The organism is Methylobacterium sp. E-066 (assembly GCF_022829635.1).
GTDB lineage: Bacteria > Pseudomonadota > Alphaproteobacteria > Rhizobiales > Beijerinckiaceae > Methylobacterium.
This window is the reverse complement of record NZ_JAKSYO010000196.1, coordinates 1-23810: the sequence shown is the minus strand read 5'-3', so window position 1 is coordinate 23810 and position 23810 is coordinate 1. Positions and strand designations below refer to the sequence as shown.

The following is a 23810-nucleotide window of genomic DNA, read 5'->3' as shown; positions in this document are numbered from 1 at the left end:
GGCCTGGACGCCCGAGACCACGTCGAACTTGACCACGCCGTGATAGCGGTCGGCCGAGGCCTCGGCCGGGGCGTAGCCCTTGCCCTTCTGGGTGACGACGTGGAGCAGGATCGGGCCGTGCTCGGCGTCGCGGACGTTCTTGAGCACCGGCAGCAGCTGGTCGAGGTTGTGCCCATCGACCGGGCCGACATAGTGAAAGCCCATCTCCTCGAACATCGTGCCGCCGCCCACCACCAGCGAGCGGGCGTACTCTTCCGCGGCCGCGGCGCGCTGGTAGATCGCCTTCGGCAGGAGCTTGCCGAGCTGCTTGGCGGTCTCGCGCAGGGACTGGTAGGTGCCGCCCGAGGCCAGCCGTGCCAGGTAGCCCGACATCGCGCCCACGGGCGGGGCGATCGACATGTCGTTGTCGTTGAGGATGACGATCAGGCGCGAATGCAGGGCGCCGGCATTGTTCATGGCCTCGTAGGCCATGCCGGCCGACATCGAGCCGTCTCCGATCACCGCGATGGCGTTGCGGCGCTTCGACTGCCGGCCCTTGGCCTTGGCGGCCTCGGAGTCGAGGTCGCGGGCCACCGCCATGCCGAGGGCAGCGGAGATCGAGGTCGAGGAATGGGCGGCGCCGAACGGGTCGTAGGCGCTCTCGGAGCGCTTGGTGAAGCCGGACAGGCCTCCCCCCTGGCGCAGCGTCCGGATGCGGTCGCGGCGCCCGGTGAGGATCTTGTGCGGGTAGCATTGGTGGCCGACATCCCAGACGATGCGGTCGTCGGGGGTGTCGAACACGTGATGCAGGGCGACCGTGAGCTCGACCACGCCGAGGCCGGAGCCGAGATGGCCGCCGGTGATCGAGACGGCGTCGATCATCTCGGCCCGCACCGCGTCCGCCACCGCCTGCAGCTCGGATTCGGGAAGCTGCCGAAGCGCGGCCGGCTCCGGGACACGGTCTAGCAACGCTGAATGCTCAGAGGATATCGCCAAGGATCGCATCCGCTCGTTCGAGTGTGGCGACGGCCCCGTCATGCGGGCTCCCTGTGGGGATTTTCGCCGTCACGACGCAAGCACCCGGGGGGCGCGCGTTCATGCTAGAACCGACCCGTCCGTCGCTGTCATGATAGTGCAGGTACGGACGAACGGCGGCGCGATCAATGTCGGGCCGGCGATTTTTTCAGTTACGTGCCCTTACCGCCACATGAGGTCCGCTCTTGAGCCCGGCTCGTCTGTGCACAATTTTGCTCATGCTGGCGATTACGCACAGCAGCCAAGCTTATGCCGGCCAAGCTTACGTCAGTCCTCGGCCGCCGGACGGCAACCTCGACTTCCCGTGCAACTTCCTCGGCGCCTGCCCGGAGCGGGTCTCCCCGGGCGGTCCCGACCGCGACGCCAGGCCGTTCAGCCGTAGCCTCGGCCGCCCCTGCGCCTGGCGCGACCGGCCAACCCCGGATGGGCCCCGGCGGGTGCGCGAATGCTGGTGAGGTCCCGGCGCGGTCCTTTCGTCGCGGGACTGGTTCTCGTCGTCCTGACGGCGCCGAGCCGGGCCCAGGAGACATGCCCGGCCCTGTTCGCCAACGGTCTGGCGCCGGTCCTGACCAACGCAAAGCTCGCCGCCCGCACGGTGCCGCTCTGCTTCGAGGCCTTCGCGGTCCTGCATTCGGGGGTGACGCGCACGCCGCTCTATTCCGCCGAGCATCTCACCCGGGCCAGCGTCGCCGATGCCCGCACGGTCGCCCGGGACGATTCATTCCACGAGGAGGCGCGGCTGCCGGATGCGGAACGCGCCTCGCTCGAGGATTACGTCCGCAGCGGCTTCGACCGCGGCCACCTCGCCCCGGCGGGCGACATGCCGACCTTGAGCGCCCAGGCCGAATCGTTCAGCCTGGCCAACATCGTCCCGCAGAACCGCGTGCTGAACCGCGGTCTCTGGGCCGATATCGAGGAGGGTACGCGGCGGCTGGCGAGCCGGCGCGGCGCGCTCTTCGTCGTCACCGGGGTGATCTTCTCCGGGGATTCGGTGCAGCAGATCAGGGGCGGCGTGCTCGTGCCCACCCAGCTGTTCAAGGCGCTCTACGACCCGGCCAGCGGCGAGGCCGGCGCCTATCTCGCCCGCAACGACGATTCGCGGGACTGGCGCGCGGTCTCGATCGACGAGCTGACTCGTGAGGCCGGGATCGACGTTTTTCCGGGCCTCCCGCCCGCCGCGCGGGCCAGCGCCATGGCCCTGCCCGATCCCCCCCGCGCCGCCGCGCGCGCCGACGAGCACCGGCCCCGGCACGAGCCAAGCTGGCAGGACTGGCTGAGCCGCGAACTGAACCGCGCCGTGCGCAAATTTCTGCGCGACCTGCTGCGTTCGATCTTCTGAGAGGGACCATGCCAGAGGACAAGCCGAGCCGCCGGAAGCCCAAACCGGACGCCTTCGAGCCCTTCGCGGACGATGCTGCCGTGCGCACGATCGGCGCCCTCAGCTTCGAGAACGGCACCGACCGAATCGCCCTGCACGGCTCCCTCGATCTCACCAAGGACAAGACCGGCCTCGCCCAGGCCCGCCTGCTTCAGAATACCCTCGACGCCATCGTGAAGGCTTTGGAAGCGGGCGATCTGCCCGAGGCGGTGGCGGAGGCCCCGGACCAGGCGCCGAAAACGGTGGCGAATCCCTTCGCCTGAGCCAAGGCCGCGAGCCCGGGCATCCTTGCCGCTGCCCGGCGAGCCTGATACTCGGTCGGCGACATTCTTATATCGTGGGGAACGCGCGTACAGGACGGGTCCAAGACCCCGGGCCTGCCCCGTGCCGCTGGCACGCACCGCGCACACCCCACCAACGCTCCGAGGACGGTCCGCGATGGCTCGCGAATTCATCTACCACATGCGGGGACTGACGAAGTCCTACCTGGGCGGCAAGAAGGTTCTGGAGGACGTCAACCTGTCGTTCTACCCGGACGCCAAGATCGGCGTGCTCGGCATCAACGGCTCCGGCAAGTCGACGCTGCTCAAGATCATGGCCGGGATCGACACGGAGTGGACCGGCGAGGGCTTCGTCGCGCAGGGCGCCCGGGTCGGCTACCTGCCCCAGGAGCCGCAGCTCGACCCCAACAAGTCGGTCCGCGAGAACATCATGGAGGGCGTGGCCGAGAAGCAGGCGCTGCTCGACCGCTACAACGAACTCGCCATGAACTATTCCGAGGAGACCGCGGACGAGATGACCGCGCTCCAGGACAAGATCGAGGCGGCCAACCTCTGGGAGCTCGATTCCAAGGTCGACCAGGCCATGGAGGCCCTGGGCTGCCCCAGCGACGAGCAGCCGGTGGCGACCCTGTCGGGCGGCGAGCGCCGCCGCGTGGCCCTGTGCAAGCTGCTGCTCTGGGAGCCGGAGCTGCTGCTGCTCGACGAGCCGACCAACCACCTCGACGCCGAAACCGTGAACTGGCTCGAAGGCCACCTGAAGACCTATCCGGGCGCGATCCTGATCGTGACCCACGATCGCTACTTCCTCGACAACGTCACCAGCTGGATCCTGGAGCTCGATCGCGGCCGGGGCTACCCGTACGAGGGCAACTACTCGGCCTGGCTGGTGCAGAAGCAGAAGCGCCTCCAGCAGGAGGGCCGCGAGGACATGGCCCGCCAGCGCTCGATCACGCGCGAGCAGGAGTGGATCGCCGCCTCGCCGAAGGCCCGGCAGTCGAAGTCCAAGGCCCGCATCACCCGCTACGAGGAGCTGGTCGCCAAGCAGAACAACAAGGTCGACGCCGCCGCGCAGATCGTCATCCCGATCGACGAGCGGCTCGGCAACAACGTCATCGAGTTCGAGCACCTCAACAAGGCGTTCGGCGACCGCCTGCTGATCGAGGACCTGTCGTTCAAGCTGCCGCCCGGCGGCATCGTCGGGGTGATCGGCCCGAACGGCGCCGGCAAGACCACCCTGTTCAAGATGATCACCGGCCAGGAGAAGCCCGACGGCGGCAAGATCGCCATCGGCGAGACCGTGCATCTCGGCTACGTCGACCAGTCGCGTGACGCCCTCGACCCCAATGCCACGGTCTGGCAGGAGGTCTCGGGCGGCAACGACATCATCTATTTCAACAAGCGCGAGATCAATTCCCGGGCCTATTGTGCGGCCTTCGCGTTCAAGGGCGGCGACCAGCAGAAGAAGGTCGGCACCCTGTCGGGCGGCGAGCGCAACCGCGTCCACCTCGCCCGGACCTTGAAGGGCGGCGCCAACGTGCTGCTGCTCGACGAGCCCACCAACGACCTCGACATGGAGACCTTGCGCGCCCTCGAGGATGCGCTGGAGGATTACGCCGGCTGCGCGGTGATCATCAGCCACGATCGCTGGTTCCTGAACCGCATCGCCACGCACATCCTCGCCTTCGAGGGCGACAGCCATGTCGAGTGGTTCGAGGGCAATTTTTCCGACTACGAAGCCGACAAGATGCGCCGGCTCGGGGCGGATTCGCTCATGCCGAAGAAGATCAAGTACAAGAAGTTTTCGCGATAAGGGTTGGTCCCGGCCTTCGAGCCGGGACTAGCGCCCGCGCTTTCATCGCGGTTGGTGCGGTACAGAACAGGGGCTCGCCGGAACCTTATCGGCGTCCCTCCCCCCCCCTCATCCTGAGGTGGCGCAGCGAAGCGAAGCCCTCGAAGGAGCCCTCCAGGGATCGCGCGCAGGCTGGAAGCCTCCTTCGAGGCGTCCGCTCCGCGAACGCACCTCAGGATGAGGTGGTGGGATGGATGGGGCCGAGTCGTGAAATGGGCCGATCAGCCCACGCGTGCCCGCGCTGCATCCAGCATCGCCTGAAGGCTCTGCGCGAGGGGAACCGCTGGCATCCAGCCCGTGGCCGCCGTGAAGGCTGACGGGTCGCAGCCCTGGCTGCGCACGCCCGCCGGCCGGGTCCGCTCCGGTGCGACCTCCACGGTGAAGGGCGCCTCCGTCAGGCCGCGGAACATGTCGAGGATCGCCGAGACCGGCGTCACCACGCCGGTACCCACGTTGAAGATGCCGCCATCGGGCAAGTCCTCGGTCTGGTCCAGGACCCGCAGGCACGCCGCGGTCACGTCCGATACGTCGATGAAGTCGCGTGCCGCCGCGAGGTCGCCCACCGCCACGGTCGGAGGCGCCAGCCCGCGCTCGATGCGGGCGATCTGCCCGGCGAAGGAGGCGGCCACAAAGGTCTCGCTCTGCCCAGGCCCGATATAGTTCGAGGGCCGCAGCACGAGGTGCTTCACGCCGGCATTGGCGAGCACGTCGCGCAGGATGTACTCGCAGGCGTTCTTGGTACGCCCGGAGATCGTGTCCGGCCGAGGCGTCACGGCTTCGTCGGGCTGCGGCCGGTCGCGGAACGCCTCGCCGTAGACCACCGTCGAGCTCAGGAACACCAGGGTCGCGCGGGTCCGCGCCACCGCCTCGGCGAGGTTGAGGGTGCCCAGCAGATCCGCCCGCCAGGCATAGGCCGGCGTCTCGCTCGACCGGGCGACCGATGCCAGGGCCGCGAGGTGGAATACGAACGTCGGGTCGAACGCCGCGACCGCCTCGGTGAGCCGGCCGGCATCGAACGGGTCGACGTCGAGGAACGTGACACCGTCGAGGGGCGGCTGAGGGCGACGGTCGATGCCCAGGATGCGGCTGCCGGGGGAAAGGTCATGCCGCAGCGCTTCGAGCAGGCGGCGGCCGAGGAAATCGCCGGCTCCGGTGACGAGGACGCGCATGAACCCTGCCCTTCCCCGGCACCCGCCGGGATCGATCCGCCGCCTCTATACAGCGATCATCGGCAATGTGCGTGGGCGCGGTGCAATGCGACCCCGATCCGCAGCAGCCGATCTTCAGCGTTGCAGAGGTCGGGCGGAGTCGCCCCACGCCAACCTGACAGGCGCTTGCCGCGATACGCCTGTCGGAGCGCGGTACCGAGCGAAGGGATGCCCGACATCGCCCGGCCCGGAACAAAGGCGCGTGATCGACGCGATCCGACGCAGCACTGGTGCAGGGGTGGGTTATATTGCATTGCGGTGCACGCTTCGCGCCGTCCCTGGCGAACGAGCGTCTTGGTGATGGCTGCGTGAAGAGCCTCGACGACCTTGAGCGGGCGCCCTTCGGCGGCGGCGTTGCACCGGCGCCGCAGCCCGCACCGGCCCCAGTGCCAGCGCCCGTACCAGCTCCAAAAAAGCCCGTCCGCGATGCCCGGGTCGACGTGCTGCGCGGCTTGGCGCTGCTGACGATCTTCATCGACCATATCCCGCGCAACGCCCCGGCCCTGCTCACCCTGCACAATCTCGGCTTCTCGGACGCCGCCGAGATCTTCGTGCTGCTGGCCGGCTATTCGTCGATGGTGGCCTATGGCGGGTTGTTCGGGCGGGCGGGGGTGCGGGCGACCCTGATGCGCATCGCCCGGCGCTGCCTGCGGATCTACCTGTTCCAGGCCGGGCTGCTGCTGGCCACCCTGGTCATCGTCCGGATCTGGATGGACCTGACCGGGCTGACGCCGCGCTTCGGCGTCGCACCGCTGATCCAGATGGGGCTGCTGCCGGGGCTCCTGCGCGGCCTCGCCCTCAACGCCTTGCCGAACTACCTCGACATCCTGCCGCTCTACATCCTGCTGCTCGCCCTGTTCCCGGTGGTCTATTTCGGGATGCGGCGCGGGGTGTGGGGCGTGCTGGCGCTGTCGGGAACGCTTTGGCTCGCCGCCAACGTCGATGCCACCCTGAACCTGCCCAACGCCGCCGCGGTGGATGACGGCTGGTACTTCAACCCGTTCGCCTGGCAGTTCCTGTTCGTGATCGGGGCGGCCCTGGCGATGGCGGTCCGGGCCGGGGACGGCCTGCTGCCCTGGCGCAGCTGGGCCGCCGGGCTGGCCTGGGCCTACCTGGCCTTCGGGCTGCTGCAGGGCGGCTCCTGGACCGCGTGGGGCCTGCCGGACCTCCGGCCTCTGGCGATGGGCGCCCCGGACAAGAGCCACGTCGCGCCGCTGCGCCTCCTGCACATCCTGGCGCTGACCTACCTGATCTTCAGCGCGCCCGCCGCGTGGCATCTGTCCGGATGGCGACGCCTGCGCCTGATCGATGCCTGCGGCCGGCATTCCCTGGAGATTTTTGCCGCGGGCTGCCTGGCAGCGCTGATCGGGCGGATCCTCTACCGCACCTTCGATACCGGATGGCCGCTCCAGATCGCGGTCAATCTCGTGGGGCTGGCGGTAATGCTCGGGTTGGCCAAGCTGCTGGACGCACGGGCCAACCCGGGCCGGATCACGCGCTCAGTGCGCTGAGGGCACGCAATCCGCTGGCCTGATCGTCGTAGCGGTGAGCCTCCCCGATCATCGCGCCGTTCGCGTCGGTGATGTACCAGCCGCTCAGAGGGTGCTCGGTCGCGCGATCGTGGAAGTCGATATAGGTGACTTTCAGCATGGCCCGCTCCCGCGTCATCCGAAGTGTTCGCAGATCTGAATGCGGAACGTACCGGGCTCAGCCCAGTTCCGCCCGGGGTTATGCTGAGTGATAGGGGTGGAAACCATGCCGCGCATGCGCCGGAAGGGCGACCTTCCGGAGAAGGTATGTGCCCAGTGCGGCCGGCCCTTCACCTGGCGCAAGAAGTGGGAGCGCGTCTGGGACGAGGTGCGCTACTGCTCCGATCGGTGCCGGAGCGAGGCCAAGGCCGGACGGGCCCCGACGGACGCGAACCGTTGAACGTCAGGTGCGGTCGGCATCCCGCAGCGCGTCCGGGGTGTCGATGTCGAGGGCGGTCGCCGGATCGCCCGGGATCTCCAGGATATCGGTCCGGTCCCGGAGCAGCGGCCCGGCGCCGCGGTCGCCGGTGAGCCCGGCGATCGCGTCCGCCAGAACGCGCAGATTCAGGAGCACCGGGTTTCCGCGCCGGCCGTCCTGCACCGGGACGATGGCCGCCGGAGCCTTCGAAGCGTTTGCGAAGGCGGCGGCCAGGCGGTCGATATGGTCTTCGGCGATACGCGGCATGTCGCCCAGCACCACCACCGCCGCTTCGCAGGATTGCGGGAGGGCGGCCACGCCGGCGCGCAGAGAGGTGGACAGCCCGGCGCGGAAATCCGGGTTCTCGACGAAGCCCAGATCGAGCCCCGCCAGCGCCGCCCGGACCGCCTCGGCATGGGCTCCGAGCACCACGACGACCGGGCGTGGCCGGGCCGCCAGCGCAGCCTCGGCGGCGTGGCGGACCAGCGGCTTGCCGTCGAGCAGCGCCAGCATCTTGGGCTCCGGGCCGAACCGGGTGCCGAGGCCCGCCGCCAGCAGGATCGTCCCGATCTCAGACATCGGCATCCGCGGCCTCGCCGCCGGCACGGGGCTGCGGCCGGGAGACGATCTCCATCAGCAATCCGCCGACCCCAAGGGCGACGATGTCAGCGCGGGTGACGGCCAAATCCGCCAGCAGCCGGTGCAGGATCCAGTCAAAACCGTTCTCCTTGGGCGAGCGGGCGCAGCCCGGCGCCCCGATCACCGGCACGCCGGCCCGGCTGCCGATCAGGAGCAGGTTCCCGGGATCAACCGGCATGCCGAGATGCTCGACGGTACCGCCGGCGGCCGCGATGCCGGCCGGGATCACGTCGCGCCGGTCGGCGATGGCCGAGGCGCCGAACACAACCACCAGATCCGCCTCGGTGCGGTCGATCGCCTCCACGAGCGCCGCCGCCACGGATTCGGCCGTGTGCGCCACGCGATCCTCAAGAATAATCTCGGCCCCCGTCGGGGCGAGGCGCTCGGCCAGGACCCGGAGCGTCTTGTCGATGGTGGTCTCCTTGAGGCTCGGGAGGCGGGTCGAGACCACGGCGACGCGCCGGCGGCGATAGGGTGCCACCGCCAGGGCGCCGGCCGTATCCGCCGCGCAGGCCTGGGCCAGCACGGCACCGGGCACGGCGTACGGGATGATCTTCACGGTGGCGACCATCTCGCCCTCGACCACCGGCTTGAACGGGGGCAACGTCGCCACCGTCACCGCCTCGTCGACGGCGTTGACCGCGTCGATCCGGGCTGGCGCCAGGGTCAGGACGCCGGCGGTCTCGGCGAACAGGTTGCAGCGGCCGGTGAACGGCGCTTCCGCGCGCAGGTTTTTCCCACACAGATGCGCGGCGAGCCGGGCCGCGGCTTCATCCTCGCCGACATCGCCGGGCTCGAGGGAAGCCGCCACGATCTCGGAGAGCCCGGCCCCGGCCAGGCCGGCGGCCGCATCCTCGGGAATCACCGCACCCTTGCGCAGGGTGATACCGTCGCGCCGGACCGTGTGGGCGCTGATCAGGCCGGCCGCCTCGGCGACGGGCACGGGGCCGAACCTCACGCGACCTCCGGGCGGGGGACCCGGCGGAGCGCCGCCACGATCTCCGCCAGCACCGCGAGCGCGATCTCGGCCGGGCTGACGGCCCCGATGGCGAGCCCGATCGGCGCGTGGATCCGGCCGATCTGTTCCGGCGAGAACCCGGATTCCGCCAGCCGGGCAGTCCGGGCCGCATGCGACTTCCGCGAGCCCAGGGCGCCGACGTAAAAGCACTCGGCCGTGAGCGCAGCCTTCAGCGCCGGGTCGTCGATCTTGGGATCGTGGGTCAGGGCGGCCAGCGCGCAGTAGCGGTCGAGGGCCGGCACGTGGCTGCCGAGGGCGGCGTCGGGCCATTCGGCCACGAGCTCGACGCCCGGGAAGCGCTCGGGGCTGGCGAAGGCCGTGCGCGGATCGATCACGGTCAGCGCGAGATCGAGCCCCGCCACCATGGGCGCCATCGCCTGCGAGATGTGGACGGCGCCGACCACCACGAGGCGGACCGGCGGGACCTGCACGGTCAGAAAGGTCTGACGGCCGTCGATCTCGACGAGGCCGCTCTTGCCCGAAGCCAGATGCTTGCCCAGCACCGCCGCCAGGGGATCGGCGGCGATCTTGGCCTCGCGGACGAGGCGCTGCGTCCCGTCGGCCAGGTCGGTGACCAGGATCGTCGCCCGGCGCGCGGCGCGCTCGGCGTTCAGGACCTCCAGGGTCTCGGTGCGCATCAGTCGACCCGCTCGACGAAGACCCGGATCCGGCCGCCGCAGGACAACCCGGCCCGCCACGCCGTCTCGTCGGCGACGCCGAATTCGAGGATGCGGGGCGCTCCGGCCTCGATCACCTCGATCGCCTCGGTGATCACCGAGCCCTCGACGCAGCCGCCCGAGACGGACCCCAAAAAATTGCCCTCGGCATCGACCACGAGATGGCTGCCCACGGGCCGCGGCGCCGAGCCCCAAGTCTCGATCACGGTTGCGAGCGCCACGGCGCGCCCGTCCCGCCGCCAGGAGGAGGCGGCGGCGAGGATGTCTGTATCGGTGCTGAGCATGGCCCTCGAGACCTCGGCCGGCGGGTGCCCCCCGCCTGCCTCAGGTATGGCCCGCGCGCCGTGGTGCAAGGCGCGGAGGCGTCGATCCGCGGTCGCCTTGGCCGATCGCGGTGCGGGTGCGATAACGGCCCACCGCCCGCAACCGCCCGCCCCATGTCCGCCCCCGTCACACGGCCCCCATGCCGCCAGTCCCGGCCCCGCCTTGGCGGGCGGCTGCGGCACGGGCACGCGAACTCATGAACGCTCCCGATCCCGGCCTGGCCCGCGCCCTGCGGACGGATCCGCCGCGGTCGCGCTCGGCGCCGCACCGGCTGTGGAAACGGATCAGCCGCGCCATCGGCGATGCCCTGCCGAAGGGGCTCTACGCCCGGTCGCTGATCATCATCATCGCGCCCGTGGTCCTGCTTCAGTCGGTGATCGCCTACACGTTCATGGAGCGGCACTGGCAGCTCGTGACCAAACGCCTGTCGGCCGCCGTGACCGCCGACGTCGCCGCGCTGATCGACATCTACGAGAGCTATCCGCAGGACCGGGACGCCGAGACGCTGTCGCGCATCGCGGCCGAGCGGCTGAACCTCGACCTCGACATCCTGAAGGGCGCCAAGCTCCCGGCTCAGGGGCCGCGGCCGTTCTTCTCGATCCTGGACGAGGCGCTCTCCGACGAGATCAAGCGCCAGATCCGCCGGCCGTTCTGGATCGACACGGTCGGCCGCTCGAACCTGATCGAGATCCGGGTGGCGATCCCCGAGGGGGTGATGCGGATCACCGGCCGGCGCAGCCAGGCCTACGCGTCGAACTCGCACATCTTCCTGGTCTGGATGATCGGCTCGTCGCTGGTGCTGCTCGGTGTGGCGATCCTGTTCCTGCGCAACCAGATCAAGCCGATCCTGCGGCTCGCCGCGGTGGCGGAGGGGTTCGGCAAGGGCCGGGAGATCGAGTTCCGGCCCCGGGGAGCCCGGGAGGTCCGCCAGGCCGGCCACGCCTTCATCGAGATGAAGCGGCGCATCGAGCGGGCCATGGAGCAGCGCACGACGATGCTCAACGGCGTGAGCCACGATCTGCGCACCATCCTCACCCGCTTCCGCCTGTCCCTGGCGCTTGTCGAGCAGACCAGCGAGATCGAGGATCTGAGCCGGGACGTCGACGAGATGAGCCGGATGCTGGAGGGCTACCTGGCCTTCGCCCGCGGCGATTCCGCGGAGCCCGCCACCCCCACCGACATGCGGACCCTTCTGGAAGACCTGCGCAGCGACGTGGAGCGCCTGGGCGCCCATGTCTCGGAGGTGAATCTCGCAGGCGCCCCCGAGGTCACCGTGCGCCCGGGGGCGTTCCGGCGCTGCCTGTTCAACCTGGCGGCCAACGCCGCCCGCTACGGCGAGACGGTGGCGATTTCCGGCCGGCTCGAGGCCCGCGCCTTCTACGTCTCGATCGACGATGACGGCCCGGGCATCCCGGCCGAGAGCCGCGAGGAGGTGTTCAAGCCGTTCGTGCGCCTGGACGATTCCCGGCAGGATGCGGGCGGATCCGGGCTGGGGCTGGCCATCGCCCGGGACATCGCCCGGGCCCATGGCGGCGACATCGCCCTGTACGAAAGCCCGCTCGGCGGCCTGCGGGCGACGGTCCGGGTGCCGGCCTGAGGCCGGTCAGGCGTCGGCCGGCCCGCGCAGGCGCTGGATCTCGGCCTGGGTGTTGCGGATGAGATGGTCGATGCTCGCCGCGTCGAGGCCGGCACGGCCGAGGCGCTCGCGCAGGGCCGCCTCGCCGTTCCAGGCGTAGCCCGCATCGTTCGGGAGATGGCGCTGCAGCAGCGAGCTGAAAACGCGCTCGCGCCGGTAGGCAGGATGCCGCAGCAGCCGGCCGATCTGGGCCGTCAACATATCAAGCGGCGATACATTTGACCTGTTGCCGTTCGACGAGACCGTTGATGGGCGCATACTGGCATCTCCTCCTGAAAAGCCAGTATCCAGCCAAATTCTTGCACTTCGGTGAGTGAGCGGATGATCCGGCGAAAAACTCCCGGCTCCGGGGTCCCAACCTTTGCCGCAGGGTGGTATGCAGGCGCGACGCCCACGAGCCGCGGCCAACCGCGCGCCGGATCCGAGTGCCCAACATGAACCCGCTCGTCCCCCTGTTCATCCTCCTGTCCCTGCCGCTCGCGGCGATCGGCCTCGTGCTCTACACGGACACGGGCATCGAGCCGGCGCTGTTCTACGCCTCGGTGAAGACCTTCGTGATCCTGGGCGTGATCGCCGGGGCGATGTCGTTCGGCGCCATGAAGCTCTCCGAGCGCACCAAGCCCTAAAACCTTTCAGTCCCGCGGAGAGCGCGATGCTGCACGTCGTTCCGGCCTTCTCGCGCATCGGCGAGGAGAACGCGTTCGCGGTGCTCGCCCGCGCTCAGGCGCTCTCCGCCCAGGGGCGGGACGTGATCAACCTCGGCATCGGCCAGCCCGACATGCCGACGCCCGCCCACGTGGTCGAGGCCGGCATCAAGGCGCTGCGCGACGGGCACCACGGCTACACGCCGGCGGTGGGCATCCCGGGCCTGCGCGAGGCGGTGGCCCGCGACATCCACCGCCGCCACGCCGTCGAGGTCTCGCCGGATGCCGTGATGATCGTGCCGGGCGGCAAGGTCACCATGTTCATGGCGATCCTGATGTTCGGCGAGCCGGGCGCCGAGATCCTGTATCCGGATCCCGGTTTCCCGATCTACCGCTCGATGATCGAGTTCACCGGGGCGACTCCGGTGCCGGTGCCGATCCGCGAGGCCAACGGCTTCGCCTTCTCGGCGGCCGAGACCCTGGCGCTGATCACCCCCAGGACCCGCCTGCTGATCGTCAACTCGCCCGCCAACCCGACCGGCGGCGTGACGCCCAAGGCCGAGATCGACGCCCTGGTGGCGGGCCTCGCCGACCACCCCGACGTGGCCGTGCTGTCGGACGAGATCTACGGCACGATGACGTATGACGGCGAGGCCCACCACTCGCTGCTGAAGTATCCCGAAATCCGCGACCGGCTGATCTATCTCGACGGCGCGTCCAAGACCTACGCGATGACCGGCTGGCGGCTCGGCTGGTCGGTCTGGCCCAAGCCGCTCTACGACGCGGCCCGGAAGCTCGCGGTCAACGCCCATTCCTGCGTGAACGCCTCGACCCAATGGGCCGGCATCGCGGCTTTGGATGGTCCGCAGGATTGCGTGGCCGAGATGGTCGCCGAGTTCGATCGCCGCCGGGCGATCGTGGTGGACGGCTTGAACGCCCTGCCGGGCGTGTCCTGCATCGCCCCGAAGGGGGCGTTCTACGCCTTCCCGAACATCTCGCAGACCGGCTGGAAGGCGAAGCCCCTGGCTGCCACCCTGCTGGAGGAGGCGGGCGTCGCGGTGATCGGCGGCCCGGATTTCGGCGTCCACGGCGAGGGCTATATCCGCCTGTCCTACGCCAACTCGGCGGAGAATATCCGCCGGGCGCTGGAACGGATGGGGCAGTTTTTGACTGAGCGGAAGCCGGGCTGACCGCCGCGTCACGACCCCACCACCAACCCCCGACCTCATCCTGAGGTGCTGCGCAGCAGCCTCGAAGGAGCCCTCCAGGGATCGCGCGGCCGGCTGGAGGGCTCCTTCGAGGCGCCCGCTTCGCGGCCGCACCTCAGGATGAGGGAGTGGTTTGGATGAGGGGGGATTGGGAGGACGGGCCGGTTACGACGCCGGCTGTCCGATCAGGATTTCCCCGCCCGCTTCTCGATCCAGCCCGCCAGCCAGTCGGCGATGTCGAGACTGTTCTTGTCCTGCATCAGCATGTGCGAATTGCCGTGGATGCCGATCTCCGGCAGCAGGATCAGCTCGGCCCGGCCACCGGCCGCGTTGGCCGCGGCGACGAAGCTGCGGCACTGCTTGAGCCGGGGCGCCCAGCGGGGCGAGGCGTCGACGAAGTCGCCGAACAGGACCAGGATCGGCAGGTCCTTGTAGGGGGCGAGGTCGTCCTTGGCCGGATCCGGGCAGGCGGCGGGCTCGATCGCCACCAGCGCGCGGATGCCGGTGCGGTCGAGGGCGGCGGTCTGGAACGGGTAGATGCCCGATTGCGAGTGCGAGACCAGCACCGCGCCCTTCAGCCGCTTGGCCAGTTCCGAGAGGCCCGGCACGGTCGGGTTCGGCACCGGCAGGGCCGCGGACCAGTCGGCGACCATCTGCTTCCAGAACTCGCCCTGGGCCTCCAGGGGAAACTGCATCCCCGGAAACACCTTCGGGTATTCCGGCCCGAACCGGAAGATCGCCCAGGCCGGCTCGCGCCCGGCGGAGAAGACCGGCGGGAGCGAATCGGCCTCGGCCTTGCCCATCTTCACCGCGTCGATCTGGGCCGGACTGATCGCCGAGCGCCCGCGCCAGGCCTGGTCGATCACGTAGGTCGGGAAGCCGCGGCGGACGAAGAACTCGTCCCAGCCCATGCGCCCGTCCGGGGTCGTCTCCCAGGTCTTGCCGGTGAGGCAGCAGCCATGGATCAGCACCAGAGGCGGGCGCACCGGCTCCACCGGGATCTGATAGCGGACATAGACCTGATCGACCGTGATCGTCCCCGACGGCGCGTAGGCCGGCAGGGTCGAGAGGGTGTCGGACTGGATGTCACGACCGCCGACGAAGAAGCTGCCCTGGCCGGCGAGCGTCAGGGGGCCGGGACCCGGGTCGGCGGCGAGGACAGGTGCGCTCATCGCGGTCAGGCCTCCGGCGAGCAGGACTCCGGCGAGCAAGGTTAAGACGGGACTTGGGACGGCTTGCCGTGCGCGGGACGGAGCGGGCAATGACAGCGTCGGCATGAAACGTCCCGGTCCTTCGCGGCCGGGACGCATCGGCCCGGTTCACCACCCGCACAGGCCTATCACGAAGCTCGGCCGGCACGGGAGATCTGTAGCCGGAAATGCAGTTCGTTCAGGCGGGGATGTCGCGCTCGATCCGGGCCGTCGCCTCGCCGGGCACGTCCAAGGCTTCGGCGAGCATCTTCAGGAACTGGCGCTCCTGCAGCGTGTCCGGATCGATCGCCAGCCGGGCCGCCGTGTAGATCCGCGCCGCCGCCTCGGGCTCGTCCACCCGCTCGGCGATCTCGTCGATCTCGGCGGGGCTTTCCAGTTCGCGATCGAGCCAGGCCCGCCCGTCGACATCGAGGCCGGCGCCGGCCACCGCCGCGTCGAGGCGCTTGCGCTCGGCCGTGTCGACCATGCCGTCCGCGATGGTGGCGGCCACCATCGCCCGAAGCATCAGCCGCGCCTCGTCCTCGTCGACCTTGGAGAAGTCCGGGCCGCCCTGTTCCGGCGGCGCGGTCCCGCGCAGGGCCCGGTAGGCGAGCCCACCGATCAGCGCAAGACCGCCCAAAGCCGCGCTGGCGGCGATGCCGCCGCGCCGGGACCGCACCAGCGCATCCACGATTCGCCTGCTGTCAGCCATGTCCATCCTCCCGGGTTGATTCCGAATCGGTTCGGAAACCCCCGGGAGCCGGCCAAGTTCAGGCGTAAGTTTCAGGCGTCGGCTTCGTCGTCCTCGTCCGCCTCGTCGATATCGACCAGGAAGACGATGTCGGCCTCGTCCTCGTCCTCCTCGTCGGTCTCGCCGCCGGCATGGTGCTTGTCGTCGGTGAACTCGCCCTCGCCGTCATCCTCGGCGAGCGCGTCCTCGAAGATCTCGATCTCGTCCTCGGTGGCGGCCCGGATGATGAGCGGCGAAGTGCCGTTCCAGAGCGGCTTGCCTTCGCTCGTCATCGTCCGGATGTCTTCCTTGAAGCCTTCGCAGGTGAAGAGGTCCTTGGCGGACGCCTCGTCGCTGTTGATCACCGCCACGGCGGTGCCCTCGATCTCGAGCGTGAACATGGCCGGCATCCTTCTCGTAACCGTCCTTGGCGCGCCCGGTCAGCGGGATCGCGCGCGGGTGCGACGCACCGCCCCGGGGAGAAATGCCTAAGCTTACCCCGGCGGTCATGAGCGCCGCGCGCGGATGCTGTAGGGGTGAACCGGACGCCCGCCAAGCCCGTCTCGTCCGAGCCGCCTCGAAAGCGGTGGCGCGAATCCTGCCGGGCGGCGGCGATAATGAAACCGGACGGGAAGAAGGATCACCGCGGATGCGGATCAGGCTGGGCTGCGAGATGCGCTACGCCTTCCCCTATCCGGTCCCGATGGTGGTGATGCTCAACGTGCATCCCACCCGGGCTGACGCCCTGGAAGCGCCCGACACGCTCCGCACCGATCCGCCGGTGCCGGTGGAGCTCTATCGCGACGGCTTCGGCAACCTGTGCGGGCGGCTCACCGCGCCCGCAGGGGGCTTCACCATCGGCACCGACGCGGTGATCGGCGACGACGGGCGCCCGGACCCGGCCCATCTGGAGGCCGAGCAGCACGCGATCGAGGCGCTGCCCGCCGAGACGATCGTGTTCCTGCTGCCGAGCCGCTACTGCGAATCGGACCTGCTCGCCGACGAGGCCTGGCGCCTGTTCGGCCATATCGAGCCGGGCTGGGGCCGGGTGCAGGCGGTCTGCGACTTCGTGCACGACCACATCGCGTTCGGCTACGAGTTCGCCCACGGCGACCGCACGGCCCAGGATGCCTATGCGGGCGGGCGCGGAGTCTGCCGGGACTTCACCCACCTGGCCGTGGCCTTCTGCCGCGCGCTCAACGTGCCGACACGCTACTGCACCGGCTATGTCAGCTTCATCGGTGAGCCCGAGCCGCACCCGGCCGGCGACTTCGCCGCCTGGATGGAGGTCTATCTCGGCGGACGCTGGCACGTGTTCGACCCGCGCAACAACAGCCCGCGGATCGGCCGGGTGATGGTCGCCTACGGCCGCGACGCCGCCGACGTGCCGCTGACCCACACGTTCGGCCCCAATCCCCTGGTGGGCTTCCGGGTCTGGGCCGACCGGATCGACCATCTCGACGCCTCCGGCGACGCGCCAATCCTGCCGGAAGAACCGCTGCCGCCGCAGAGCATGGCGACCCGGATGGGGTGAGTTCTGGCGCCGAGGGCGGCGAAAGTCCCGGTTTCAAAAGGTCCGAGACCTTTTGCGGGTCCGGGGCGGAGCCCTGGTGTCCTCAGGGGCTCCGCCCCCGAACCTCGCCAAAGGGCACGCCCTTTGGGAACCCGTTCTTTGGGCAGCCTATACCCCCGCCCCGCGGGCGATGGCGCGCTTGACCACCGCCTGCACCTCCGGGTTCGAGAGGAACAGGTCGTGGTTGATCAGGCCGCCGCCGTAATCGGAGGCGTCGGCGACGCGCACCCCCAGGGCCTCCAGCTTGGCGCGATCGGCCGCTCCCGCCCGGACGCCGCCGGCGAGCGCGGCGGAGAGTTCGAGCGCCCGGTCGTTGGTCGAGGAGATTACGGTGATCTTCGACACGTCGGGACCGAGCCGGGCGACGCCGTTCGAGAACAGGTCGAAGTCGATGTCGGGGGCGGCCAGCACCACCGCGCCGATGCGCGACATCGCCGCCTCGCCGGCCTCGGCGCGCAGCATGCGGATGGTCTCGAGGGTGAGCAGTGTGCCCATCGAATGCGCGACGATGTTGATGCGGCCGCCGCTCGCGCTCGCCGTGATGGCCTTCAACAGATCCTCGAAGGCGTCCCGCGACCAGAGCGCGCTCTCGCGATCGTAATTGTAATCGAACGTGGCGGCCGCCGACGGCCAGGTGAACAGGCCCGAGACGCCCCGGAACCGGATGCCGTCCGACAGGCGCGCCGCGCTGACGGCGGCGGATTCGAACGATTCCCGGTAGCCGTGCACGTAGATCAGCACGTCGCGGCCCAAAGCCGCCTGCGCGAAGGCGTCCGCGGCGCCCGGGCCGGTCTCGGTCTTGGGCACGGCCCCGATGGTCCAGTCGCCGGTGATCACCGCCGAGACCTTGCCGAGGAGCGAGCGGTCCGGCGGCGACAGGCGCACCTCCGCGAAGCTCAGGCCGCGCCCGCGCTCGGAATTGAAATACGGCGGCCGGGGCGGCGTGCCCACAGGCTTGCGCGTCGTAGCCACGAGCAGCACCGGCATGACGTCCAGCGCCGATTGCTTCTCGGGCAGGGCGGAGGTGCCGAGGTCATCGGTGACGCAGGCGCCAAGGCTGGGAGCGAGCCCCGCCGCCCCCGCGAGGGCGCCGATCCGGAGAAGTGCGCGGCGTGAGACGGTGTGGCTCGACATGATCCGGGTGCGTTCGGGCGGGGCGCCAACCGTCGCGCAGGATCGTGACCATGGCGGGGCACGATCATGGGCCGAGCCTGTGGAGTACGGGTAATCAGCGGTTCGTGGTGCGGCGGACACAGGCGCGGGGCCGGGGCGGCATGCCGTGCCAGCCCCTTGCGACGATACCCTCTCGACGGCAGCGCTTGGCGCCGCCATGAAGGATCCATGACGCCGTCCATCGACATCGAGAGCCTGCGCGAGCGCCTGCTGCGCGGCGACCGCGCCGCCCTGGCCCGGGCAATCACCCTGGCGGAGTCGAAACGGGCCGATCACCGGGCGCTCGCCGCGTCGCTGATCGACTCGGTCCTGCCGGAGACCGGCAAGGCGATCCGGGTCGGCATCACCGGCGTGCCCGGCGTCGGCAAGTCCACCACCATCGACGCCCTGGGCTCGAATCTCACGGAGGCCGGCCACAAGGTCGCGGTGCTCGCCGTCGATCCGTCCTCGTCGCGCACCGGTGGCTCGATCCTCGGCGACAAGACCCGGATGGCCCGGCTCGCCCACGATCCGAAGGCGTTCATCCGCCCCTCCCCGTCCTCGGGCACGCTCGGCGGCGTCGCGGCCAAGACCCGCGAGACCATGCTGCTTTGCGAGGCGGCGGGCTTCGACGTGATCCTGGTGGAGACCGTGGGCGTCGGCCAGTCCGAGACCGCGGTCGCGGACCTCACCGACTTCTTCCTCGTGCTGATGCTGCCCGGGGCCGGCGACGAGCTCCAGGGGATCAAGAAGGGCATCCTCGAACTCGCCGACATGATCGCAGTCAACAAGGCCGATGCCGGCGAGGCCGAGCAGCGCGCCAACGCCGCGGCTTCCGAATACCGCGCCGCCCTGCACATCCTCACCCCCGCCTCGGCGACCTGGACGCCGCCGGTGGTGACGATCTCGGGCTTCCACAACCTGCGCCTCGACGCCCTCTGGGCGCGGATCGTCGATCACCGGGAGAAGCTCACCGCCACCGGGGAGATCCAGGCCAAGCGCCGGGCGCAGGACGTGAAGTGGATGTGGGCCCTCGTCCACGAGCGGCTGCACCAGCGCCTTGTCGGCTCGCCGGAGGTCCGGCGCAGCACCGCCGAGGCCGAGGCCGGCGTCGCAAGGGGCGAGACCTCCCCGGCCGCCGGCGCGGCGGCCATCGCCGAGCTGATCGGGCTCTGACCCGCGCCGCCGGCGTTGACCCTGATCCGCATCAGGCGGACCGGATCGCAGAAAATCACCGTGGCGCGGTGCGCAAACCCGGTCTCGCGCGTTCGGTGCACGACGAGGCATCCTGCGGCGCCTCCTCTCGTACCGGCGCCGCACTCACGTCGAGGAGAGAGTCATGGTGGATACGGATCGGATCGTCGGCGGCGCCAAGGAAGCCCTCGGCAAGGCTCAGGGCACGGCCGGCGACTTCGTGGGCTCGAACCGGGACTCGGTGGAAGGCCGGGTCCGCGACGTTCAGGGCCAGGCCCAGAACGCCTACGGGCAGGTCAAGGACAAGGCCCGGGACCTCGCCGACAAGGCCAGCGACTATGCCGGCGACGCCTATGGCCGGGCCGGCGACGTCGCGGGCGACGCCTACGAGCGGAGCGGTTCCTACCTGCGCGACGGCCGCGCCGCGGTCGGTGCCCGGGTCGAGGAGAACCCGCTGGTCGCGCTGCTGATCGCCGGCGCGGTCGGCTACGGCATCGCCCTGCTGTTCCACGGGCGCCGCTGAACCCCATACGGCTCCGCCCTCACGGGGGCGGAGCCGCTTCGGCCTTACTGCGCGGTCCAGCCGCCATCCATGCTGATATTGGCGCCCGTGATCTGGCTCGCCGCGTCGGAACACAGAAAGACCGCCAGCGCCGCCACCTGATCGACGGTGACGAATTCCTTGGTCGGCTGCGCCTTGAGCAGCACGTCCTCGATCACCTGCTCCTTGGTCAGGCCCCGGGCCTTCATGGTGTCGGGGATCTGCGCCTCGACCAGCGGCGTCCAGACATAGCCCGGCGAGATGCAGTTCACCGTGATCCGGTGCGGCGCCAATTCCAGAGCGGCCGCTTTGCTCAGCCCGCTGATCCCGTGCTTGGCCGCCACGTAGGCCGACTTGAACGGTGAGGCCACCAGCGAATGCGCCGAGGCGGTGTTGATGATCCGCCCCCAGCCCCGGGCCTTCATGCCGGGGATCGCGGCATGCATCGCGTGGAACGCCGAGGACAGGTTGATCGCGATGATCTGCTCCCACTTCTCCGGCGGGAACTCCTCGATCGGCGAGACGAACTGGATGCCGGCATTGTTGACCAGCACGTCGACGGTGCCGAACGCTTTTTCCGCCTCCCGAACCATCGCGGTGATCGCCTCGGGCTTGCTCATGTCGGCGGCCGAGTAATGCGCTTTCACCCCATGCTCGCGCTCGATCCCGGCGCGAATCTCCTCGATGGCCTGCGCATCCCCGAACCCGTTAAGCACCACGTTCGCCCCCTGCGCCGCGAGGGCGCGGGCGATGGCGAGGCCGATGCCGCTGGTGGATCCGGTGACGAGGGCGGTCTTGGACGTGAGGGTCATGGGGCCTCCTGAGCTTCGTCCCGAAGGATGTTGACCAACGTTCGGGACCGGACGGTGCGCGAAAACCGGGGTTTTCAAGTCGTGATCCCGTACCTGCCTCAAGGCAGGCGCGAAATCGACCCTCCCGAGGCGCTCGCCGCCAAAGCCGGTATCGGTTCGGCCGCGCCGTCACCCGCCGTCGCCGCGGCACCCTGTGCCTGCGCGGGGAATGCCAGTTCCACCCGCAACCCGGGCCCGTTGTCGGAGAGCCGCAACGTCCCCCGATGAAGCCGCACCACCGCGTTGACCAGGCTGAGCCCCAGTCCGAAGCCCGGCCGCGACCGCGCATCCTCCAGCCGCACGAACCGCCCGAGAACCCGCCCGCGCTCGGCTTCCGGGATGCCGGGCCCATGGTCGGACACAGCAAGGCGGATGGTCTCGCCGACCCGCTCGGCCTCCACGGTGACCCGGGCCTCCGCCCCGCCGGCCCCGTATTTCAGGGCGTTGTCGATCAGGTTGGCCAGCGCCTGCCCGATCAGCTCGCGATTGCCCGCGATGATCAACCCGTCGTCGACGCGCACCGCGAGGTCCAGGCCCTGATCCTCAGCGACCGCCTCGTAGAGTTCCCCCACCTCCCGGACAGCAGCGCCGAGATCCACCGGCGCCAGGATTTCCCGGGCATTGCCGGCCTCGAGCCGGGCGATCATCAGCAGCGCATTGAACACCCGGATCAGCCCGTCGCTCTCCTCGATCACCGCCTCCAGGGCGGCACGCAGTTCCTCGGGCGAGGCGGCTTTGCGCAGAGCCTCGTCGGCGCGGTTGCGCAAGCGGGTGAGCGGCGTCTTCAGGTCGTGGGCGATGTTGTCGGATACCTCGCGCATGCCGCGCATCAGTTCGCCGATCCGCTCCAGCATCAGGTTGAGGCTGGCGGCCAGGCGGTCCAGCTCGTCGCCGTTCCCCGCCACGTAGAGCCGTCCGTCGAGATCGCCGGCCATGATCGCCCGGGTGGTCTGGGTCATGGCATCGACCCGGCGCAGGACCCGGCTCGCCGCCAGCCAGCCGCCGATCACGCCGAGCAGCACCACCGCGGCCAGCGACGTGCCGAAGGCCCGGCCGATCACCGCCCGCAGCCGGTCGCGCTCCTCCGTGTCGCGGCCGACCAGGAGCCGGAACCCGCCCGGCAGGGTGAAGACCCGCACGATCGCCCGGTGAGGCTCGGTATCCGAATCGCTGCGGCCGTAGCGGGTCTCGCTCTGGCCCGGACTGGCCAGCACCGCGGCTGGGACGTAACCGACATTGCCGACCACGTGCTCGCCGCTCGCCGTAGTCACCAGGTAGAGGGAGGCGCCAGGCTCCCGGGAGCGGCGCTCGACCACGGTGATCAGCCGGCGCAGGCCCCCGGCATTGTACTGCTCGGACAGGCCGTTGATCTCGGCATCGATGGTCGAGACGATCTGGTCGTCCAGCACCGCCCGGGCGTTCCAGGCGACGTAGCCGAGCGCCAGGAAGGCGCAGAGCGCGAAGATCGCCAGATAGGCAATCGACAGCTTGAACGCGGTGGTCCGGAACAGCTTCTGGACGCGCGCCCCGATGGTCTCGCGCGGGATCGGCTCGACCGAAAAGCCCGCGCTCACCCGGTGCTGCCTTCGTCGAAGCGCAGCACGTAACCGGCGCCCCGGACCGTGTGGATGATCGGCGACGCGAAGCCCTTGTCGAGCTTGCCGCGCAGGCGCGAGACATGGACGTCGATGACGTTGGTCTGCGGATCGAAATGGTAGTCCCAGACATGCTCGAGCAGCATCGTCCGGGTCACCACCTGCCCGGCATGCCGCATCAGATATTCGAGCAGCCGGAATTCCCGCGGCTGGAGCACGATCTCCCGGCCGGCCCGGGTCACCCGGTGGGACAGGCGGTCGAGTTCGAGATCGCCGACCCGATAGCGGGTCTCCTCCGCGGCACCCGAGCCGACCTGCCGCCGGGCCAGGGCCTCGGTCCGGGCGAGCAGCTCGGAGAACGCGTAGGGTTTCGGCAGGTAATCGTCCCCACCGGCGCGCAGGCCCTTCACCCGGTCGTCGACCTGGCCCAAAGCCGACAGGATCAGCACCGGCGTGGTGACCGCCTGCTCGCGCAGGGAGCGGATCAGCGACAGCCCGTCGAGCTTCGGCAGCATCCGGTCGACGATCAGCACGTCATAGGCGCCCTCGCGGGCGAGCGCGTAGCCGTCCAAGCCATCATGGGCGCTGTCGGCGACGTGCCCGGTCTCGCGGAACGCCTTGACGAGATAGGCGGCCGCTTCCCGGTCGTCCTCGATGATGAGCAGTCGCATGGACCCAGTCCATAGCGCGGCTCGGGAAACGGGGGAACGCTGCTCTGTCACCACGGCCATCGCAAACACCCCTCCCCTCTCGGACAAGCGAGCGGGCCGAGCCCGGGGGGCGGATCCCGGCCTGCTCCGGAGCTGGGGACCTCGGAGGGCACGAGGTCGGATGCGGGCTCCGGCCGCGCGAGCGGCCATGAGACGGTGCTAACATCCGAATTACAGGACGCTCGCGCCAGGATGACTTCGCGGTAAGGAAGCTGGCACAAGACCAACGGCAAAAACGCGAACAGGCCGCCCCGGTGAGGGGCGGCCTGTTCGCGTTCGGTGATCGTGATGAGGGATTGTGTGTGATTGCGATGTGCGGGTCTGGCGGCGACCGACTCTCCCGTGCCTTGAGACACAGTACCATGGGCGCTGGCGTGTTTAACGGCCGAGTTCGAGATGGGATCGGGTTCTGGGCACGCCGCTCAAGCCACCAGACCGGCACATCGCAATT

General features: G+C 69.9%; 27 protein-coding genes and 1 rRNA gene. 12 read left to right on the top strand and 16 right to left on the bottom strand.

The features are described from left to right. On the bottom strand, positions 1 to 984 hold a 984-nt coding region (locus MKL20_RS29750; RefSeq protein ID WP_279595070.1), incomplete at its 3' end, for a 1-deoxy-D-xylulose-5-phosphate synthase N-terminal domain-containing protein. Between the two features lie 248 nt (positions 985 to 1232). Here MKL20_RS29750 and MKL20_RS29745 point away from each other — a divergent pair. The 4 genes from MKL20_RS29745 (at position 1233) to ettA (ending at position 4483) form a co-directional block, all read left to right on the top strand. Continuing rightward, positions 1233 to 1469 carry a hypothetical protein gene (locus tag MKL20_RS29745; protein WP_244039711.1) on the top strand — a complete coding sequence of 79 codons (237 nt, stop codon included), beginning with the start codon at positions 1233 to 1235 and terminating at the stop codon, positions 1467 to 1469. Then, positions 1460 to 2353, top strand: coding sequence for a DNA/RNA non-specific endonuclease (locus MKL20_RS29740; RefSeq protein ID WP_244039710.1), 894 nt, complete (start codon positions 1460 to 1462; stop codon positions 2351 to 2353). Before MKL20_RS29745 ends, MKL20_RS29740 begins: the two co-directional genes overlap by 10 nt. Before the next feature lie 8 nt (positions 2354 to 2361). Continuing rightward, positions 2362 to 2655, top strand: coding sequence for a hypothetical protein (locus MKL20_RS29735; protein WP_244039709.1), 294 nt, complete (start codon positions 2362 to 2364; stop codon positions 2653 to 2655). Between the two features lie 175 nt (positions 2656 to 2830). Beyond that, positions 2831 to 4483, top strand: a complete 1653-nt coding sequence (gene ettA / locus MKL20_RS29730) for an energy-dependent translational throttle protein EttA (RefSeq protein WP_243970024.1) — start codon at positions 2831 to 2833, stop codon at positions 4481 to 4483. 260 nt (positions 4484 to 4743) lie between these two features. Here ettA and MKL20_RS29725 read toward each other — a convergent pair whose 3' ends face one another. Beyond that, complete coding sequence (locus MKL20_RS29725; protein WP_244039708.1) at positions 4744 to 5691, bottom strand: NAD-dependent epimerase/dehydratase family protein; 948 nt, start codon at positions 5689 to 5691, stop codon at positions 4744 to 4746. A gap of 347 nt (positions 5692 to 6038) precedes the next feature. Here MKL20_RS29725 and MKL20_RS29720 point away from each other — a divergent pair, with 347 nt between their 5' ends. Next, positions 6039 to 7241, top strand: a complete 1203-nt coding sequence (locus tag MKL20_RS29720) for an OpgC family protein (protein WP_244039707.1) — start codon at positions 6039 to 6041, stop codon at positions 7239 to 7241. Here MKL20_RS29720 and MKL20_RS29715 read toward each other — a convergent pair. Then, entirely contained in the window at positions 7222 to 7380 is a 159-nt protein-coding gene (locus MKL20_RS29715) for a hypothetical protein (RefSeq protein ID WP_244039706.1), read from the bottom strand. The genes MKL20_RS29720 and MKL20_RS29715 overlap by 20 nt on opposite strands. A 105-nt stretch (positions 7381 to 7485) precedes the next feature. Between MKL20_RS29715 and MKL20_RS29710 the strand changes: the two genes are divergently transcribed. Then, positions 7486 to 7659: a DUF2256 domain-containing protein gene (locus MKL20_RS29710; protein ID WP_244039705.1), complete on the top strand. Its 174-nt coding sequence runs from the start codon at positions 7486 to 7488 to the stop codon at positions 7657 to 7659. A 3-nt stretch (positions 7660 to 7662) separates the two neighbouring features. Here the strand turns inward: MKL20_RS29710 and MKL20_RS29705 are convergent, their stop codons facing one another. Genes MKL20_RS29705 through MKL20_RS29690 form a run of 4 tightly spaced genes read right to left on the bottom strand, consistent with a single transcriptional unit; the run spans position 7663 to position 10295 of the window. After that, a complete protein-coding gene (locus MKL20_RS29705; RefSeq protein WP_409568215.1) occupies positions 7663 to 8256 on the bottom strand; it encodes an NTP transferase domain-containing protein in 594 nt (197 codons plus the stop codon). After that, on the bottom strand, positions 8249 to 9274 hold the full coding sequence (locus tag MKL20_RS29700; RefSeq protein ID WP_244039703.1) for a molybdopterin-binding protein: 1026 nt from the start codon (positions 9272 to 9274) through the stop codon (positions 8249 to 8251). Before MKL20_RS29700 ends, MKL20_RS29705 begins: the two co-directional genes overlap by 8 nt. Next, positions 9271 to 9972 (bottom strand): XdhC family protein, encoded by a 702-nt coding sequence (locus tag MKL20_RS29695; RefSeq protein WP_244039702.1) that lies wholly within the window; start codon positions 9970 to 9972, stop codon positions 9271 to 9273. Before MKL20_RS29695 ends, MKL20_RS29700 begins: the two co-directional genes overlap by 4 nt. Further along, complete coding sequence (locus MKL20_RS29690; protein WP_050736354.1) at positions 9972 to 10295, bottom strand: XdhC family protein; 324 nt, start codon at positions 10293 to 10295, stop codon at positions 9972 to 9974. The genes MKL20_RS29695 and MKL20_RS29690 overlap by 1 nt, the downstream gene beginning before the upstream one ends. A gap of 236 nt (positions 10296 to 10531) precedes the next feature. On the opposite strand from MKL20_RS29690, the gene MKL20_RS29685 reads away from it, so the two are divergent. Then, positions 10532 to 11932, top strand: a complete 1401-nt coding sequence (locus tag MKL20_RS29685) for an ATP-binding protein (RefSeq protein ID WP_244039701.1) — start codon at positions 10532 to 10534, stop codon at positions 11930 to 11932. Between the two features lie 6 nt (positions 11933 to 11938). Here MKL20_RS29685 and MKL20_RS29680 read toward each other — a convergent pair whose 3' ends face one another. Next, the gene (locus tag MKL20_RS29680) at positions 11939 to 12172 is read right to left on the bottom strand and encodes a hypothetical protein (RefSeq protein WP_243970036.1); all 234 of its coding nucleotides are present in this window, start codon (positions 12170 to 12172) and stop codon (positions 11939 to 11941) included. A 233-nt stretch (positions 12173 to 12405) separates the two neighbouring features. Between MKL20_RS29680 and MKL20_RS29675 the strand changes: the two genes are divergently transcribed. Beyond that, entirely contained in the window at positions 12406 to 12597 is a 192-nt protein-coding gene (locus MKL20_RS29675; RefSeq protein ID WP_244039700.1) for a hypothetical protein, read from the top strand. 26 nt (positions 12598 to 12623) lie between these two features. Beyond that, positions 12624 to 13805: a pyridoxal phosphate-dependent aminotransferase gene (locus MKL20_RS29670; protein ID WP_244039699.1), complete on the top strand. Its 1182-nt coding sequence runs from the start codon at positions 12624 to 12626 to the stop codon at positions 13803 to 13805. 203 nt (positions 13806 to 14008) lie between these two features. On the opposite strand, the gene MKL20_RS29665 is transcribed toward MKL20_RS29670, so the two are convergent. From MKL20_RS29665 to MKL20_RS29655, 3 genes are all read right to left on the bottom strand, one after another. Beyond that, entirely contained in the window at positions 14009 to 14995 is a 987-nt protein-coding gene (locus MKL20_RS29665; RefSeq protein WP_244039698.1) for an esterase, read from the bottom strand. 217 nt (positions 14996 to 15212) lie between these two features. Continuing rightward, positions 15213 to 15725, bottom strand: coding sequence for a tellurite resistance TerB family protein (locus tag MKL20_RS29660; RefSeq protein ID WP_244039697.1), 513 nt, complete (start codon positions 15723 to 15725; stop codon positions 15213 to 15215). 71 nt (positions 15726 to 15796) lie between these two features. Next, entirely contained in the window at positions 15797 to 16144 is a 348-nt protein-coding gene (locus tag MKL20_RS29655) for a hypothetical protein (RefSeq protein WP_092045940.1), read from the bottom strand. A gap of 248 nt (positions 16145 to 16392) precedes the next feature. Here MKL20_RS29655 and MKL20_RS29650 point away from each other — a divergent pair, with 248 nt between their 5' ends. After that, positions 16393 to 17277 (top strand): transglutaminase-like domain-containing protein, encoded by an 885-nt coding sequence (locus tag MKL20_RS29650; RefSeq protein WP_244039696.1) that lies wholly within the window; start codon positions 16393 to 16395, stop codon positions 17275 to 17277. A 147-nt stretch (positions 17278 to 17424) separates the two neighbouring features. Here MKL20_RS29650 and MKL20_RS29645 read toward each other — a convergent pair whose 3' ends face one another. Continuing rightward, positions 17425 to 18450 (bottom strand): alpha/beta hydrolase, encoded by a 1026-nt coding sequence (locus MKL20_RS29645; RefSeq protein ID WP_243970052.1) that lies wholly within the window; start codon positions 18448 to 18450, stop codon positions 17425 to 17427. A 207-nt stretch (positions 18451 to 18657) separates the two neighbouring features. Here MKL20_RS29645 and meaB point away from each other — a divergent pair, with 207 nt between their 5' ends. Continuing rightward, positions 18658 to 19644: a methylmalonyl Co-A mutase-associated GTPase MeaB gene (gene meaB, locus MKL20_RS29640; protein WP_244039695.1), complete on the top strand. Its 987-nt coding sequence runs from the start codon at positions 18658 to 18660 to the stop codon at positions 19642 to 19644. A gap of 163 nt (positions 19645 to 19807) precedes the next feature. Then, positions 19808 to 20185 (top strand): CsbD family protein, encoded by a 378-nt coding sequence (locus MKL20_RS29635; RefSeq protein ID WP_243970057.1) that lies wholly within the window; start codon positions 19808 to 19810, stop codon positions 20183 to 20185. A 44-nt stretch (positions 20186 to 20229) separates the two neighbouring features. Here MKL20_RS29635 and MKL20_RS29630 read toward each other — a convergent pair whose 3' ends face one another. From MKL20_RS29630 to rrf, 4 genes are all read right to left on the bottom strand, one after another. Then, entirely contained in the window at positions 20230 to 21015 is a 786-nt protein-coding gene (locus MKL20_RS29630; RefSeq protein ID WP_244039694.1) for a 3-hydroxybutyrate dehydrogenase, read from the bottom strand. A 98-nt stretch (positions 21016 to 21113) separates the two neighbouring features. Further along, positions 21114 to 22628 carry a sensor histidine kinase gene (locus tag MKL20_RS29625; RefSeq protein WP_244039693.1) on the bottom strand — a complete coding sequence of 505 codons (1515 nt, stop codon included), beginning with the start codon at positions 22626 to 22628 and terminating at the stop codon, positions 21114 to 21116. Continuing rightward, the gene (locus MKL20_RS29620) at positions 22625 to 23320 is read right to left on the bottom strand and encodes a response regulator transcription factor (protein ID WP_244039692.1); all 696 of its coding nucleotides are present in this window, start codon (positions 23318 to 23320) and stop codon (positions 22625 to 22627) included. Before MKL20_RS29620 ends, MKL20_RS29625 begins: the two co-directional genes overlap by 4 nt. 358 nt (positions 23321 to 23678) lie before the next feature. Continuing rightward, positions 23679 to 23794: ribosomal RNA gene (rrf, locus tag MKL20_RS29615) — 5S ribosomal RNA — on the bottom strand. Positions 23795 to 23810: the final 16 nt, after the last annotated feature.

Excerpts from the sequence above, each read along its gene's own strand:
- MKL20_RS29675 (WP_244039700.1), top strand. The coding sequence starts at position 12,406 with ATGAACCCGCTCGTCCCCCTGTTCATCCTCCTGTCCCTGCCGCTCGCG.
- MKL20_RS29630 (WP_244039694.1), bottom strand. The coding sequence starts at position 21,015 with ATGACCCTCACGTCCAAGACCGCCCTCGTCACCGGATCCACCAGCGGC.
- MKL20_RS29680 (WP_243970036.1), bottom strand. The coding sequence starts at position 12,172 with ATGTTGACGGCCCAGATCGGCCGGCTGCTGCGGCATCCTGCCTACCGG.
- MKL20_RS29620 (WP_244039692.1), bottom strand. The coding sequence starts at position 23,320 with ATGCGACTGCTCATCATCGAGGACGACCGGGAAGCGGCCGCCTATCTC.
- MKL20_RS29655 (WP_092045940.1), bottom strand. The coding sequence starts at position 16,144 with ATGTTCACGCTCGAGATCGAGGGCACCGCCGTGGCGGTGATCAACAGC.
- MKL20_RS29665 (WP_244039698.1), bottom strand. The coding sequence starts at position 14,995 with ATGAGCGCACCTGTCCTCGCCGCCGACCCGGGTCCCGGCCCCCTGACG.
- MKL20_RS29705 (WP_409568215.1), bottom strand. The coding sequence starts at position 8,256 with ATGTCTGAGATCGGGACGATCCTGCTGGCGGCGGGCCTCGGCACCCGG.
- meaB (WP_244039695.1), top strand. The coding sequence starts at position 18,658 with ATGACGCCGTCCATCGACATCGAGAGCCTGCGCGAGCGCCTGCTGCGC.
- MKL20_RS29690 (WP_050736354.1), bottom strand. The coding sequence starts at position 10,295 with ATGCTCAGCACCGATACAGACATCCTCGCCGCCGCCTCCTCCTGGCGG.
- MKL20_RS29710 (WP_244039705.1), top strand. The coding sequence starts at position 7,486 with ATGCCGCGCATGCGCCGGAAGGGCGACCTTCCGGAGAAGGTATGTGCC.
- MKL20_RS29635 (WP_243970057.1), top strand. The coding sequence starts at position 19,808 with ATGGTGGATACGGATCGGATCGTCGGCGGCGCCAAGGAAGCCCTCGGC.
- MKL20_RS29740 (WP_244039710.1), top strand. The coding sequence starts at position 1,460 with ATGCTGGTGAGGTCCCGGCGCGGTCCTTTCGTCGCGGGACTGGTTCTC.
- MKL20_RS29725 (WP_244039708.1), bottom strand. The coding sequence starts at position 5,691 with ATGCGCGTCCTCGTCACCGGAGCCGGCGATTTCCTCGGCCGCCGCCTG.
- MKL20_RS29695 (WP_244039702.1), bottom strand. The coding sequence starts at position 9,972 with ATGCGCACCGAGACCCTGGAGGTCCTGAACGCCGAGCGCGCCGCGCGC.
- MKL20_RS29670 (WP_244039699.1), top strand. The coding sequence starts at position 12,624 with ATGCTGCACGTCGTTCCGGCCTTCTCGCGCATCGGCGAGGAGAACGCG.
- MKL20_RS29685 (WP_244039701.1), top strand. The coding sequence starts at position 10,532 with ATGAACGCTCCCGATCCCGGCCTGGCCCGCGCCCTGCGGACGGATCCG.
- MKL20_RS29745 (WP_244039711.1), top strand. The coding sequence starts at position 1,233 with ATGCTGGCGATTACGCACAGCAGCCAAGCTTATGCCGGCCAAGCTTAC.
- MKL20_RS29735 (WP_244039709.1), top strand. The coding sequence starts at position 2,362 with ATGCCAGAGGACAAGCCGAGCCGCCGGAAGCCCAAACCGGACGCCTTC.
- MKL20_RS29645 (WP_243970052.1), bottom strand. The coding sequence starts at position 18,450 with ATGTCGAGCCACACCGTCTCACGCCGCGCACTTCTCCGGATCGGCGCC.
- MKL20_RS29660 (WP_244039697.1), bottom strand. The coding sequence starts at position 15,725 with ATGGCTGACAGCAGGCGAATCGTGGATGCGCTGGTGCGGTCCCGGCGC.
- ettA (WP_243970024.1), top strand. The coding sequence starts at position 2,831 with ATGGCTCGCGAATTCATCTACCACATGCGGGGACTGACGAAGTCCTAC.
- MKL20_RS29650 (WP_244039696.1), top strand. The coding sequence starts at position 16,393 with ATGCGGATCAGGCTGGGCTGCGAGATGCGCTACGCCTTCCCCTATCCG.
- MKL20_RS29715 (WP_244039706.1), bottom strand. The coding sequence starts at position 7,380 with ATGCTGAAAGTCACCTATATCGACTTCCACGATCGCGCGACCGAGCAC.